This window comes from Streptomyces sp. BBFR51 (genome assembly GCF_044591655.1).
GTDB lineage: Bacteria > Actinomycetota > Actinomycetes > Streptomycetales > Streptomycetaceae > Streptomyces.
Window position 1 is genome coordinate 8,806,023 of sequence record NZ_CP172448.1, and the last position, 16,610, is coordinate 8,822,632.

General features: G+C 70.9%; 1 pseudogene. It reads right to left on the reverse strand.

From position 1 onward, the window contains the following. Positions 1-59 precede the first annotated feature (59 nt). Positions 60-16,607: pseudogene (locus tag ACGH7X_RS39890) on the reverse strand (SDR family NAD(P)-dependent oxidoreductase); the annotation flags it as partial. Positions 16,608-16,610 lie beyond the last annotated feature (3 nt).

Genomic DNA, 16,610 nt, shown 5'->3' on the forward strand with positions numbered 1-16,610 from the left:
CTGCCTTCCGGTGGTGCGGGGGCGGGTCCGCGACGGGGCCCGCCCCCTGGCGGGTACGGCTACTGATCGAGCGTGGCGAGCCATTCCTCGACCACGGCGGCGGTGGCCTCGGCGTGCGTCTCGATCATGCTGAAGTGGTTGACGGGCAGGGTGCGGTGCGCCTGCCGGTCGTTCCACGGCTTGGCGGCCCAGCTGTCGTCCTCCGGTACCACGGCGGTGCCGTCCGGGGAGAACGGCTGCTCCGCGCCGACGAAGAGCACCGGGCACTCCACCGACGTGATCCGGAACTGGGGCACAAGGTCGAAGTAGCAGGCCATGGCCGACAGCACCGTGCTGTCGAACATGCCGTACTCGGAGTCCTTGCCCACCAGGGCGATGAACAGCTGCCGCATCAGTTCGTTGGAGTCGTCGCTGTCCGTGTCCACCTGATAGGTGTCCAGCAGGACGACACCGGACGGCTTGACGCCCTTCACGCGTTCCAGATAGGCGGCGGCCTCGTGGGCGATGATGCCGCCCGCCGAGTAGCCGACCAGGACGAACGGCTCGCCCTCCGCCGCCTGGAGGATGCTCTCCGCGAAGGTGGCGGTGACCGCCTCGACACCGGTCGGCAGCGCCTCGCCGGCGGCGAAGCCCTGGGTGTTCAGGGCGCTCACCCCGCGTACTCCCCGGAAGGGAGCGGCCAGCCGGGCGTGCTGCTGCGGTCCGGCCGTCGCCATCGGCGAGGAGACGCAGATCAGCCGGTGCCGGCCGGGGCCGTCGGCCAGCTTCACCGCGGCCGGCACCCGGTCCAGTTCCTCCGCCGCGTCGAACCGCTCGCGCAGCCCGACGACCGCCCGCAACAGGTCGAAGCCCTGGACCACCTGCCCGGACAGCACCGCTTGGCGGAACAGCTCGGTCAGCGTCTCGGAGACACGGACCGCCGGGGGGCTGTCGACAGCGGCCGGCTCGGCGGCCGTGGTCTCCTGCGCGGCGCCGTCGAGGTGGGAGGCGAGTTCCTCGACCACGGCGCGGGCCAGTCCGGCCGGGGTCTTGCTGTCGAAGACCACCATGGGAGGCAGCCGCAGCCCGGTCGCGGAGGTCAGGACGTTGCGCAGTTCCATCGCCGCCAGCGAGTCGAAGCCGATCTCCAGGAAGTCACGTTCCGGGTCGATCGCGGCGGCGTCCGCGTGTCCGACCGCGGCCGCGGCGCGGCCGAGGACCAGATCCCGGACGGCCTGTTCCCGCTCCTGGGGGGCGAGCGCCGCGAGCCGGCGGCGCAGGGCGCCGGGGTCGTCGCCGGCCGCGGCCCTGCGCCTGGTGGCGGGGACGAGACCGCGCAGCAGGGCCGGCAGCCCCTCGCCACGGCCACGCAGCCCCTGGGGTTCGACCTTGACCGGTACGAGGGTGGCGTACTCGCTGCGGAGCGCCGCGTCGAAGGCCGCCAGACCGTCGGCGACCGGCAGGGCGGGCAGGCCCTGGCGCCGCATGCGCTCCCGGTCGGCCTCGGTCAGCCACTGGGACAGGCCCGTGTCGGTGTCCCACAGCCCGTAGGCGAGGGACGTGGCCGGCAGGCCCTGCGCCCTGCGGTGCACGGCGAAGGCGTCCAGGAAGACGTTGGCCGCGGCGTAGCCGCCCTGGCCTGCGGCCATCACCAAGCCGCCCGAGGAGGAGAAGACCACGAAGGCGGCCAGGTCGAGTCCGGCGGTCAGCTCGTGCAGGTGCCACACGGCGTCCACTTTGGGCCGCAGTGAGATCTCCACCTGTTCGGGGGTGAGCGAGGGCACCAGCCCGTTGTGCGCCGTACCGGCGGCGTGCACGATGCCGCGCAGCGGGTGCTCGGGGTCGATGCCCGCCAGCAGGACGGCGAGCGCCTCCCGGTCGGCGACGTCACAGGCCACCAGCTCCACCTCGGCACCCAGACCGGCCAGCTCCGCCCGTAGATCCGACGCACCGGGAGCATCCGCACCCCGCCGACTCGTCAGCAGCAGATGACGCACCCCGTACTCGACCACCAGATGCCGCGCCACCAACGCACCCAGACCACCCGTACCACCCGTCACCAACACCGTGTCCCGCGGACCGAAGAGGTCGTCCCCGGACGTCTGCGCGCCGGCCCCGGTGCGCACCAGTCTCGGCAGTAGCAGCTCACCCTCGCGCAGAGCTGTCTCCGGTTCGCCGCCGGCCGCCGCGGCGGCCAGCAAGGGCCGCGACGCCGCGCTGTCATCGGTGTCGACGAGGACGAACCGGCCGGGGTTCTCCGCCTGCGCGGCACGCACCAGTCCCCACACCGGGGCCTGGTCGAGGGCGCTGGTGGCGTCCGTGGTCACCAGCGCGAGCGTCGAGGAGCCGAAGACCTCCTGACCGAGCCACTGCTGGAGCAGGTCCAGGGTGCGGTACGTGGTGTCCCGGACGGCGGAGGGCACGTCACCGGAGCCGGTCCCGACACGGACGATCACCGTGTCCGGCACCCTGGCCGCGCCGCTGGTGACCGTGGCGGCGAGCTCGGCCAGCCCGGCGTGGACCGGGGCGTCGATCCCGGGCTCGGCCGTGCCGACGACGGCCAGGCTCCGGCCACCGGCCGTCGGCACCGCCGGGGCCGCGACCCAGTCGACGCGCAGCAGCGAGCCCTGCGGGCCTGCCGCGCCGGAGAGCGACTCCGGGGACGCCTCCCGGAGACTCAGCTCCGCCACGTGGGCGACCGGCGCGCCCGAGGGGTCGGCCAGTTCGAGGGTGACGGCCTTCGGTCCGGTGGGCGCGATGCGCACCCGCACCGCCCGGGCACCCACGGCCTGGAGGGTGACGCCGCCCCAGGAGAAGGGCAGCAGCGTCTGGCCTCCCTCGTCGTCCTCGCGCAGCCCGGCCAGCGGCATGACGTGCATCGCCGCGTCGAACAGAGCCGGATCGATACCGAAGGCGGCCGTGGAGGCGTCCTCGGGCAGCGCGGCCTCGGCGAACAGTTCGTCGCCGCGTCGCCAGGCTGCCCTGATGCCCTGGAACAGGGGCCCGTAGTGGTAGCCGTACTCGGCGAGTGTCTCGTACGCGCGCTCGACCTCGATGGTCCTGGCCTGTTCGGGCGGCCACTGGGTGAAGTCGTACGCGGGTGCCGCGCGCCGACCGGTGCCGAGGTGGCCCTCGGCGTGCTGCACCCACGGTTCGTCCGCGCCCTCGGTACGGGAGTGGATCGTGATGTCGCGGGCGCCGGAGTCGTCGGGGCCGCCGACGGCGACCCGCAGCGCGACGCCACGTTCCTCAGCGAGCACCAGCGGTGCCTGCAGGGTGAGTTCGCCGATGCTGTCGCAGCCGACCTGCTCCGCGACGGCGAGCGCCAGATCCACGAAGGCCGCGCCGGGCAGCAGCACGCTTCCGAGCACGTCGTGGTCCGCGATCCACCGGTGGGTACCGGTGGACAGGCGGCCGGTGAACACGTACCCGTCCGTGTCGGGCAGCGCCACCACGGCGCTGAGCAACGGGTGTTCGACCGAGTCGAGGCCCATGGCACCGGGGCTGGAGCCGGTGTCGTCGCCGAGGTGCCAGTAGTGCTGGCGTTGGAAGGGGTAGGTGGGCAGGTCGACGCGGTGGGCGCCGGTGCCCTCGAAGAGGGCTGTCCAGTCGACGGACACACCGGTGGCGTGCAGCCGGCCCAGAGCGGACAGGAGGGTTTCGGCCTCGTCACGGTCCCGACGGGTCGCCGCGACCGCCACCACGCCCGCGTCAGCGTCAGTGCCGGGGGCGGGGTCGGTGGCGGACTGCTGGACCATCGCGGACAGCACACCGTCCGGACCCAGCTCGAAGAACCGGGAAACCCCGGCGGATTCCAGCGTGTGCACCGCGTCGGCGAAGCGGACTGCCTCACGGACCTGGCCGACCCAGTACGGGGCACTGTCCCAGCCCACCGCCACTTCGCCGGTCACCGTGGACACCACCGGGATGGCGGGCTCGCCGAACGACAGGCTTTCCGCAATCGCACGGAAGTCGTCCAGCATCGGCTCCATCAACGGCGAGTGGAACGCGTGCGACACCTTCAACCGGTTCGTCTTACGACCCTCAGTGGTGAAGTGCTCCACCAGAGCGGACACCGCGCGTTCCGCGCCCGAGACGACGACCGACGTCGGACCGTTGACCGCCGCCACCGACACGTCATCCGTCAGCAGGGGCAGCACCTCCGCTTCGGTGGCCTGCACGGCCGCCATCGCACCGCCCGCCGGCAACGCCTGCATCAACCGGCCCCGCGCCACCACCAGACGCGCGGAGTCTTCCAAGGACAGCACGCCGGCCACGTGAGCGGCCGCCAGCTCCCCGATCGAGTGCCCGGCCAGATAGTCGGGCCGCACCCCCCACGACTCCACCAACCGGAACAACGCCACCTCAACCGCAAACAACGCCGGCTGAGCAAACTCCGTACGGTTCAGGGCCTCGGGGTCATCGCCCCACATCACATCACGCAGCGACGGCCCCTCAAGGTGCTCGTCCACCGCGGCCACCACCGCGTCAAACGCCGCCGCGAATGCTCCGAACGCCTCATACAGTCCCCGGCCCATCCCCAACCGCTGCGCACCCTGCCCCGTGAACACAAACGCAGTACGCCCGGAACGGCGCGCGGACAGGGGGCCACGGCCCGCCGCCAGCGCCGACAGGCCCTGCACCAGCTCGTCCCGGTCCCGGCCGACGATCACCGCGCGGTGGTCGTGGACCGCGCGGGTGGCGGCCAGGGAGAAGCCCACATCCACCGGGGACAGGCCGTCCTGCTCCCGGACCTGCGTCAGCAGCCGCTCCGCCTGCACCACCAGCGCGTCCGCCGACTTCGCCGACACCACCCACGGCACCACACCAAACTCCGGCCCGGCAGACTCCGGCTCGGCCGCGGCCACGTGTTCGATGATCACGTGGGCGTTGGTGCCGCTGATGCCGAAGGAGGAGACACCCGCCCGACGGGGGCGTTCCAGCTCCGGCCACGCACGCGCCTCGGTCAACAGCTCGACGTCACCGGCGGACCAGTCCACCTGCGAAGACGGCTCATCCACATGCAACGTCTTCGGCAGCACCCCGTGCCGCATCGCCTCAACGACCTTGATGATCCCCGCAACACCCGCAGCCGCCTGCGTATGACCGATGTTCGACTTCAGCGAACCCAGCCACAACGGACGACCCTCCACCCGGTCCTGCCCATAGGTGGCCAGCAGAGCCTGCGCCTCGATCGGATCACCCAGCGTCGTTCCCGTCCCGTGCGCCTCCACCAGATCCACATCCGCAGCCGACAACCCCGCCGATGCCAACGCCTGACGGATCACCCGCCGCTGCGACGGACCATTAGGGGCCGTCAACCCATTGGAAGCACCGTCCTGGTTGACGGCCGAACCTCTGACGACGGCCAGGACGGGATGCCCCAACCGCTGTGCGTCCGACAACCGCTCCACCAACAGCAACCCGACGCCCTCACCCCAGCCGGTGCCGTCCGCACCCGCCGCGAAGGACTTGCAGCGACCGTCGGATGCCAGACCGCGCTGGCGGCTGAACTCGACGAAAACGTCCGGGGTAGCCATCACCGCGACACCGCCGGCCAGCGCCATCGAGCACTCACCCGAGCGCAGCGCCTGCATCGCCCAGTGCAACGCGACCAGCGACGACGAACACGCCGTGTCCACCGTGACCGACGGACCCTCCAGACCGAAGACATAGGAAAGCCGGCCCGAGGCGATCGACCCGGTGTTGTTGTTGTCGGCGTAGTCGTGGTACATCATCCCCGCGAACACGCCGGTGGAACTGCCCCGCAGAGTCCCCGGGTCGATACCCGCCCGCTCGAAGACCTCCCACGCCGTCTCCAGCAACAACCGCTGCTGCGGATCCATATACAAGGCCTCGTTCGGACTGATCCCGAAGAACCCCGGATCGAACCCGGCCGCCTCATGCAGGAAACCGCCCTCACGGGTGTACGTACGGCCCGGTATGCCCGGCTCCGGGTCGTACACCTCCGGATCCCAGCCACGGTCGGACGGGAACATGCTCACCCCGTCGACTCCGTCCGCGACCATCTGCCACAGGTCCTCCGGCGAGGCGACCCCACCCGGATAACGGCACGCCATCGAGACGATCGCGATCGGATCGTCGTCCACGACAGAACGGTCCCGGACGACCACGGCACCTTCCACCGCACCGGTCAGCTCGGCCACCAGGAACCCGGCCACCGCCTCCGAGGTGGGATGGTCGAAGACCAACGTCGCCGGAAGACTCAGCCCACACACCTCACCCAACCGGTTACGCAACTCCACAGCGGCCAGCGAATCAAAACCCAGCTCGCTGAAAGCCCGGTCCGGCTCGACCGCGTCCGACGACGCATGACCGAGAACCTCCGCCACCTGCCCACGAACCACCTCCAGCACAACCCGCAACCGCTCCTCGACCGAAAGAGCCGACAAACGCGCCCCGAACCCGGCCTCACCACCAGAATTACGAGCCACCCGCCGCATCGGCACACGCACCAGGCCACGCAGTGCGGGCAGGACGAACCCGGAAGCCGCCTGCGTACGGAGCGCCGCCAGGTCGAGGTGGACCAGCAGGGACAGCGGTGCCGGGGAGCCGACGGCCAGGTCGAAGAGTTCCAGACCCTGTTCGACGGTGAGTGGCGGGAAGCCTTGGCGCTTCAGGCGGGCGACGGCAGCGGCGTCGAGTTCCCCGCCCATGCCGAGGCCGGTGTCCCACAGGCCCCAGGCCATGGACACGGCCGGCAGCCCCAACCCACGACGATGAACCGCCAACGCATCCAAGAACACATTCGCAGCCGCGTAATTCGCCTGCCCCGCACCACCCAACGTCCCCGCCACCGACGAGAACAACACAAACGCCGAAAGCCCCAAATCACACGTCAACTCATGCAAATACCACGCCGCATCCGCCTTCGGCCCCAACACCCCCGCAAACCGCTCCACCGACAGCGCACCCACCACACCGTCATCCAACACACCCGCCGAATGCACCACACCCGTCAACGGATGCTCAGGACCGATCCCCGCCACCAGCGCGGCCACCGCCTCCCGATCGGCGACATCACAGGCCACCAGCTCCACCTCGGCACCCAGACCCGCAAGCTCCGCCCGCAACTCCGACGCACCCGGAGCACCCGCACCCCGCCGACTCGTCAACAACAGATGACGCACCCCGTACTCGACCACCAGATGCCGCGCCACCAACGCACCCAGACCACCCGTACCACCCGTCACCAACACCGTCCCACCCTCGGCGAACGCAACAGCCCCCTCCCCCGGGACGGGGACGGGTACGGCGGCCCGGGCAAGACGCGGCACCCACGCCACACCGGAACGCAACACCACCTCCCCCTCACCACCGGCAAGCACCCCACCCAGAGCACCCACCGACCCCGACGAACCATCCACATCCACCAGCACGAAACGATCCGGATTCTCACTCTGCGCCGCCCGCACCAAACCCCACACAGCAGCCGCAACCACGGAGTTCTCGCTCAGTGGGTCGGGCTCCGTCGCCGGGTCGGTGGTGGTGGAGACCGCGTCACGAGTGACCAGCACCAGTCGGGAGCCTTCGAACCGCTCGTCGGTCAGCCATTCCTGCACAGTGCCGAGAACCCGGCGTACCGCGTCGTGCAGGCCGGAGACGACACCGTCCTCGGTGTCCACCGTGACGGGGTACAGCACGTGGCCGGGCAGCGGCAGGCCCGCTTCGACGCGAGCGGCCAGCTCGGCGAGGTCCGGGCAGCGGTGACCGGCGAGGGTGCCGAGCAGGTCGCCATCGGGGCCGACGACGGTCCAGTCGTCGGCCGGGCCCGTGCTCTCGGGCAGGGGTACACGCGTCCACTCGACGCCGTAGAGGCCCTGGTTGCGTTCGCCCTCGGCGGCAGCGAGCTGCTGAGGGGAGACCTCGCGGGCCACGAGCGCGGAGACGGACATGACTGGCCGCCCCGTGCGGTCGGTCATGAAGAGGGCAGTGCCCGACGCGGAACCTTCGACCTCCCGGGGGGACACCCGCACCCGCAGCGCGGTGCCGCCCGTGGAATGCAGTTCCACCCCGTGCCAGGCGAACGGCACCAGGGTGCGTTCGTCCTCGCCGTCGGCTGCGACGAGATTGACGTGCAGGGCCGCGTCCAGCAGAGCGGGGTGCAGACCGTACCGGGCGGCATCGGTGTGAGCGTCCTCGGGGAGGTCGACTTCGGCGAACAGTTCCTCACCCCGCCGCCAGGCGGCCTTCAGCCCCTGGAACACCGGTCCGTAGTGGTAGCCGGACTCGCGCAGCCACTCGTACGCCCCGTCCATCGGCACGGACTCCGCGCCGGTGGGCGGCCAGACGGCCAGTTCCTCGATGGGAGCGCCGGTGGCCGATGCGAGCATGCCGGTCGCGTGCAGAACCCAGGGGAGGTCGGCCTCGCCGGCCTCGTCGGAACGGGAGTGGATGCTCAGCGTCCTGGAGCCGGACGGGTCGGGCGCACCGACCGCCGCCTGGAGGGAGACTCCGCCCCGCTCGGGCAGGACCAGGGGAGCGTGGAGCAACAGCTCCTCGACTCGGCCGCAGCCGACCTGGTCTCCGGCTCGCACGGCCATCTCGACAAATGCGGTACCCGGCAGCAGAACGCTGCCCAGCACCTCGTGGTCGGTCAGCCAACGCTGGGTTCCTGCCGCGAGGCGACCGGTCAGGACGACCGAGTCGGTGTCCGGAGCGGTCAGTGCCGCCGTCAGCAAGGGGTGCTGCACGTTCTCCAGACCGGCCGCCCCCAGGTCGACCTCGCCCCCGGAGAGCGAGTCGACCCAGTACCGCTGGCGTTGGAAGGGGTAGGTGGGCAGGTCGACGCGCTGGGCGCCGGTGCCCTCGAAGAACACCGCCCAGTCGACGGACACACCACTGGCGTGCAGCCGGCCCAGAGCGGACAGGAGGGTTTCGGCCTCGTCACGGTCCCGACGCGTCGCCGCAACCGCCACCACACCCGCGTCAGTGCCGGGGGCGGGGTCGGTGGCGGACTGCTGGACCATCGCCGACAGCACACCGTCCGGACCCAGCTCGAAGAACCGGGAAACCCCGGCGGATTCCAGCGTGTGCACCGCGTCGGCGAAGCGGACTGCCTCGCGGACCTGGCCGACCCAGTACGGGGCGCTGTCCCAGCCCACCGCCACTTCGCCGGTCACCGTGGACACCACCGGGAAGACCGGCTCGCCGAACGACAGGCTTTCCGCAATCGCACGGAAGTCGTCCAGCATCGGCTCCATCAACGGCGAGTGGAACGCGTGCGACACCTTCAACCGGTTCGTCTTACGACCCTCAGTGGTGAAGTGCTCCACCAGAGCGGACACCGCGCGTTCCGCGCCCGAGACGACGACCGACGTCGGACCGTTGACCGCCGCCACCGACACGTCATCCGTCAGCAGGGGCAGCACCTCCGCTTCGGTGGCCTGCACGGCCGCCATCGCACCGCCCGCCGGCAACGCCTGCATCAACCGGCCCCGCGCCACCACCAGACGCGCGGAGTCTTCCAAGGACAGCACGCCGGCCACGTGAGCGGCCGCCAGCTCCCCGATCGAGTGCCCGGCCAGATAGTCGGGCCGCACCCCCCACGACTCCACCAACCGGAACAACGCCACCTCAACCGCAAACAACGCCGGCTGAGCAAACTCCGTACGGTTCAGGGCCTCGGGGTCATCGCCCCACATCACATCACGCAGCGACGGCCCCTCAAGGTGCTCGTCCACCGCGGCCACCACCGCGTCAAACGCCGCCGCGAATGCTCCGAACGCCTCATACAGTCCCCGGCCCATCCCCAACCGCTGCGCACCCTGCCCCGTGAACACAAACGCAGTACGCCCGGAACGGCGCGCGGACAGGGGGCCACGGCCCGCCGCCAGCGCCGACAGGCCCTGCACCAGCTCGTCCCGGTCCCGGCCGACGATCACCGCGCGGTGGTCGTGGACCGCGCGGGTGGCGGCCAGGGAGAAGCCCACATCCACCGGGGACAGGCCGTCCTGCTCCCGGACCTGCGTCAGCAGCCGCTCCGCCTGCACCACCAGCGCGTCCGCCGACTTCGCCGACACCACCCACGGCACCACACCAAACTCCGGCCCGGCAGACTCCGGCTCGGCCGCGGCCACGTGTTCGATGATCACGTGGGCGTTGGTGCCGCTGATGCCGAAGGAGGAGACACCCGCCCGACGGGGGCGTTCCAGCTCCGGCCACGCACGCGCCTCGGTCAACAGCTCGACCTCACCGGCGGACCAGTCCACCTGCGAAGACGGCTCATCCACATGCAACGTCTTCGGCAGCACCCCGTGCCGCATCGCCTCAACGACCTTGATGATCCCCGCAACACCCGCAGCCGCCTGCGTATGACCGATGTTCGACTTCAGCGAACCCAGCCACAACGGACGACCCTCCACCCGATCCTGCCCATAGGTGGCCAGCAGAGCCTGCGCCTCAATCGGATCACCCAGCGTCGTCCCCGTCCCATGCGCCTCCACCAGATCCACATCCGCAGCCGACAACCCCGCCGACACCAACGCCTGACGAATCACCCGCCGCTGCGACGGACCATTGGGAGCGAAGAAGCCGTTGCTGGCCCCGTCCTGGTTGACGGCGGAACCCCTGACGACGGCCAGGACGGGATGTCCCAGCCGCTGTGCGTCCGACAACCGCTCCACCAGCAGCATTCCGACACCCTCACCCCAGCCGGTGCCGTCCGCACCCGCCGCGAAGGACTTGGAACGGCCGTTGGACGCCAAGCCGAGCTGGCGGCTGAACTCCACCAGCATCTCGGGGGTGGCCATCACGGCGACGCCGCCGGCCAGCGCCATCGAGCACTCACCCGAGCGCAGCGCCTGCATCGCCCAGTGCAACGCGACCAGCGACGACGAACACGCCGTGTCCACCGTGACCGCCGGGCCCTCCAGACCGAGGGTGTAGGCGATGCGGCCGGAGACGAGGCTGCCGCCGCTGGTGCTGCCGCCGCCGTGACCCATGCCGTAGTCGTGGTACATGAGGCCGGCGAAGACACCTACGGAACTGCCCCGCAGCGAGTCGGGGTCCATGCCGGCCCGCTCCAGGGTTTCCCAGGAGGTCTCCAGCAGCAGCCGCTGCTGCGGGTCCATCGCGAGGGCCTCGCTGGGCGAGATCCCGAAGAAGGCGGCGTCGAAGTCGGCGGCGTCGTGCAGGAAACCGCCCTGGTTGACGTAGGACTTGCCGGGCTTGCCGGGCTCGGGGTCGTAGACGTCGGGGTCCCAGCCCCGATCGGTGGGGAAGCCGTCGATGGCGTCCACCCCGTCGGCGACCAGCTTCCACAGTTCCTCGGGCGAGGTGACACCGCCCGGGTAACGGCAGGCCATCGAGACGATGGCGATGGGCTCGTCGTCGCGAACCGCGGTGACCGGGACGACCGGTCCAGCCGTGGCATGGTCCACGCCCTCGAAGGACTCATCGATGTGCTGGGCCACGGCCTGTGCGGTCGGGTAGTCGAACAGCAGGGTCGCGGGCAGGCGCAGGCCCGTCTCGGCGTTGAGTACGTTGCGCAGCTCGACAGCCGCGAGGGAGTCGAAGCCCAGTTCGTTGAAGGCACGGTCCGGCTCGATGGCGTCGGCGGAGGAGTGGCCGAGGAGGCTCGCGACGTGGCCGCGTACGAGGTCCAGCAGCAGCCCGATGCGCTTCTCGGCACTGTGTCCGGCGAGCCGACGGGCCAGCTCCGAGGCACCGGCCGGACCTGAGGCGGCCGTACGGCGTGCCGCGGTGCGCACGAGACCGCGCAGGAGGGCGGCGATCTCGCCGCCGCGCGCCCGCAGGGTCGCGGTGTCCACGCGGAGGGGGACGAGAACAGCGGGTACGTCGGCGGTCTCGTGCAACGCGGTGTCGACCGCGGACAGTCCCTCTTCCACGGTCAGCGGCGGGTAGCCCTGGCGCTTCATGCGTACGAGGTCGGCTTCGCCGAGATGGGCGCCCAGACCTGCGTCGACGCCCCACAGCCCATAGGCGAGTGACGTCGCGGGCAGTCCGGCGGCGCGCCGGTGTACGGCGAGCGCGTCGAGGAACACGTTGGCGGTGGCGTAGGCGGCCTGACCTGCGGCGAAGAGGGTTCCTCCGGCGGAGGAGAACAGCACGAACGCGGCCAGGTCGAGCCCGGCTGTCAGCTCGTGCAGGTGCCATGCGGCATCCGCCTTGGGGGCTAGTACGGCCTCGAAGTCGTCCTGGGTGACCCCCGTGACCACGCCGTTGCGGGCCACGCCGGCGGCGTGGATGACGGCGGTGAGGGGGTGCTCGGGGTCGATGCCCGCCAGCAGGACGGCGAGCGCCTCCCGGTCGGCGACGTCACAGGCCACCAGCTCCACCACGGCACCCAGACCCGCAAGCTCCGCCCGCAACTCCGACGCACCCGGAGCATCCGCACCGCGCCGACTCGTCAGCAGCAGATGACGCACCCCGTACTCGACCACCAGATGCCGCGCCACCAACGCACCCAGACCACCCGTACCACCCGTCACCAACACCGTCCCACCCTCGGCGAACGCGACAGACCCCTCCCCCGCGGCGGGTACGGCGGCGCGGGCGAGGCGCGGGACCCGGATGTCACCGGCGCGCAGGGCGATTTCCGGCTCACCGGTCTCGAGGGCGACAGCCAGCGCGTTCTCGGACTCCGTGGTGCCGTCGGTGTCGACGAGGACGAACCGGCCGGGGTTCTCCGCCTGCGCGGCACGCACCAGTCCCCACACCGGGGCGAGCGTGGGTTCGACACTTTCGCCGGGTACGGCCACGACCGCACGCTCGGTGACCAGCGTCAGCCTCCGGTCGGCATACCGCTCGTCGGCGAGCCACGCCTGAACGACGGCCAGGGTTTCACCGGCCGCGGCGCGCACGGCTGCGGGGACCTCCTCCCCCGCCGGGGAGGCGAGCCGCCGCACGACGTCGCCCTGGGGCAGTTCCTCAGCGCCGTCGAATCCGTCGGGGCCGAGTTCTGTGACGGGGACGGGTGACGCGGCGGATTCGGCGGTCGGCAGGAGCGTCCAGTCGATCCGGAACATGTGTTGCTGTCCGGCGGTGTTGCGGGCCAGATCGAGCTGTTGGGTGGAGACGGGGCGGGACACGAGGGAGCCGACGGAGACGACCGGGCGGCCCTCAGTGTCGGCGGCGGCCAGGGTCACGGCGTCGGAACCGACGGAGGCCATGCGCATGCGCAGTGCGGTGGCACCGGTGGCATGCAGGGAGACGCCGTTCCAGGAGAAGGGCAGCAGCGTCTCGTCACCGCTCGCCTCCTCCTCCAGCAGCGCGGCATGCATCGCGGAGTCCAGCAGCGCGGGGTGCAGCCCGAACCGGGCCGCATCGTCGTGGGCCTGCTCGGGCAGCCGCACCTCGGCGAAGAGTTCGTCACCGCGCTGCCAGGCGGCCTTCAGCCCCTGGAACACCGGCCCGTAGCCGTAACCGCGCTCGCGCAGCCGCTCGTACGCGTCCTCGGTGTCTACCGCGGTTGCGCCCGCGGGCGGCCACTGGGTGAAGTCGAAGTCCACCGACGCGGTCTCGTTTCCGATGACGCCGTCGGCGTGCAGCGTCCACGGTCCCTCGTCGCCTTCCGCGCGCGAGTGGATGCTGAGCGGGCGGCGTCCAGTGGCGTCGGGGCCGCCGACGGTGACGCGCAGCAGGGCGCCGGTCTCGGCGGTGAGGATCAGCGGGGATTGGAGCGTCAGCTCCTCCAGGACGTCGCAGCCGGTGTGGTCGCCCGCGTGGAGGGCGAGTTCGACGAAGGCCGTGCCGGGGAGCAGAGCGGATCCCAGTACGTGGTGGTCGCCGATCCAGCCGTGGGTGTCGAGACCCAGCCGCGCTGTGAAGACCAGACCGTCGGAGTCCGGGAGGGTGACGACCGTACCGAGCACCGGATGTTCGACGGCGGAGAGTCCGAGGGCGGCGGGATTGCCTCCGAGTTCGCTGCCGAGCCAGGAGTAGTCGGCGAGGTACTCAAGGGTGTCGAGCCAGTAGTGCTGGCGTTGGAAGGGGTAGGTGGGCAGGTCGACGCGGCGGGCGCCGGTGCCCTCGAAGAACACCGCCCAGTCGACGGACACACCACTGGCATACAGCCGGCCCAGAGCGGACAGGAGGGTCTCGGCCTCGTCACGGTCCCGACGCGTCGCCGCGACCGCCACCACACCCCCGTCAGCGTCAGTGCCGGGGGCGGGGTCGGTGGCGGACTGCTGGACCATCGCGGACAGCACACCGTCCGGACCCAGCTCGAAGAACCGGGAAACCCCCGCAGCCTCCAGCGTGTGCACCGCGTCGGCGAAACGCACCGCCTCACGGACCTGGCCGACCCAGTACGGCGCACTGTCCCAGCCCACCGCCACTTCGCCGGTCACCGTGGACACCACCGGGATCACGGGCTCGCCGAACGACAGGCTTTCCGCAACCGCCCGGAAGTCGTCCAGCATCGGCTCCATCAACGGCGAGTGGAACGCGTGCGACACCTTCAACCGGTTCGTCTTACGGCCCTCAGCGGTGAAGTGCTCCACCACCGCCGCCACCGCGCGCTCCGCGCCCGAGATCACGACCGACGTCGGACCGTTGACGGCCGCCACGGACATGTCGTCCGTCAGCAGGGGCAGGACTTCCGCTTCGGTGGCCTGCACGGCTGCCATCGCACCGCCCGCCGGCAGGGCCTGCATCAACCGGCCCCGCGCCACCACCAGACGCGCCGCATCCTCCAGCGAGAACACACCCGCGACGTGAGCGGCCGCCAGCTCTCCGATCGAGTGCCCGGCCAGGTAGTCGGGCCGCACCCCCCACGACTCCACCAGCCGGAACAACGCCACCTCAACCGCAAACAACGCCGGCTGAGCAAACTCCGTACGGTTCAGGGCCTCGGGGTCATCGCCCCACATCACCTCGCGCAGCGACGGGCCCTCGAGGTGCTCGTCCACCGCGGCCACCACCGCGTCGAACGCCGCCGCGAATGCTCCGAACGCCTCATACAACCCACGGCCCATCCCCAACCGCTGCGCACCCTGCCCCGTGAACACAAACGCCGTCCTGCCAGCGGTACGGCGCCCGGACAACGGGCCAGGGCCGGCGGCGAGAGCCGACAGGCCCTTGACCAGCTCGTCCCGGTCCCGGCCCACGATCACCGCCCGGTGGTCGTGGACCGCACGGGTGGTGGCCAGGGAGAAGCCCACATCCACCGGGGACAGGCCGTCCCGCTCCCGGACCTGCGTCAGCAGCTGCTCCGCCTGCACCGCCAGCGCGTCCGCCGACTTCGCCGACACCACCCACGGCACCACACCAAACTCCGGCCCGGCAGACTCCGGCTCTGCCGCGGCCACGTGTTCGATGATCACGTGGGCGTTGGTGCCGCTGATACCGAAGGAGGAGACACCCGCCCGACGGGGGCGTTCCAGCTCCGGCCACGCACGCGCCTCGGTCAACAGCTCCACGTCACCGGCGGACCAGTCCACCTGCGAAGACGGCTCATCCACATGCAACGTCTTGGGCAGCACCCCGTGCCGCATCGCCTCAACAACCTTGATGATCCCCGCAACACCCGCAGCCGCCTGCGTATGACCGATGTTCGACTTCAGCGAACCCAGCCACAACGGACGACCCTCCACCCGATCCTGCCCATAGGTGGCCAGCAGAGCCTGCGCCTCAATCGGATCACCCAGCGTCGTCCCCGTCCCATGCGCCTCCACCAGATCCACATCCGCAGCCGACAACCCCGCCGACACCAACGCCTGACGAATCACCCGCCGCTGCGACGGACCATTGGGAGCCGTCAACCCATTGGAAGCACCGTCCTGGTTGACGGCCGAACCCCGCACCACCGCCAACACCGGATGCCCCAACCGCCGCGCGTCCGACAACCGCTCCACCAACAGCATCCCGACACCCTCGCCCCACACGGTGCCGTCCGCACCCGCCGCGAAGGACTTGGCACGAGCATCCCGGGACAACCCCCGCTGGCGGCTGAACTCGATGAACGTCTCTGGCGTGGCCATCACGGCGACACCGCCGACGAGGGCGAGGGTGCACTCCTCGTTGCGCAGCGACTGCACCGCGGAGTGGAGGGCGACGAGCGACGACGAGCACGCCGTGTCGACCGTGACCGACGGGCCCTCCAGACCGAAGACGTAGGAGACCCGGCCCGAGGCGATCGACCCGGTGGCGGCGTTGGCCGGGTAGTCGTGGTACATCATCCCGGCGAAGACGCCGGTGGAACTGCCCCGCAGGGTCGCCGGGTCGATACCCGCCCGCTCGAAGACCTCCCACGCCGTCTCCAGCAACAACCGCTGCTGCGGATCCATCAGTAGTGCTTCGTTCGGGCTGATCCCGAAGAACCCGGGATCGAACCCGGCCGCATCGTGCAGGAAGCCACCCTCACGGATATAGGTGGTGCTCTCGCGCTCGCCGGTCGGGTCGAAGAGGGAGTCGGTGTTCCAGCCACGGTCGGACGGGAAGTCGGAGATGCCGTCGACTCCGTCCGCGACCATCCGCCACAGGTCCTCCGGCGAAGCGACCCCACCCGGATAACGGCACGCCATCGAGACGATCGCAATGGGCTCACGGGAGGCGGAGGTGAGCTTCCGGTTCTGGGCCCGAAGCCGCTCGGTCTCCTTCAGTGACGACCGCAGGGCCTCGACAAGCTTCTGGTCGGAGCTGGCCAT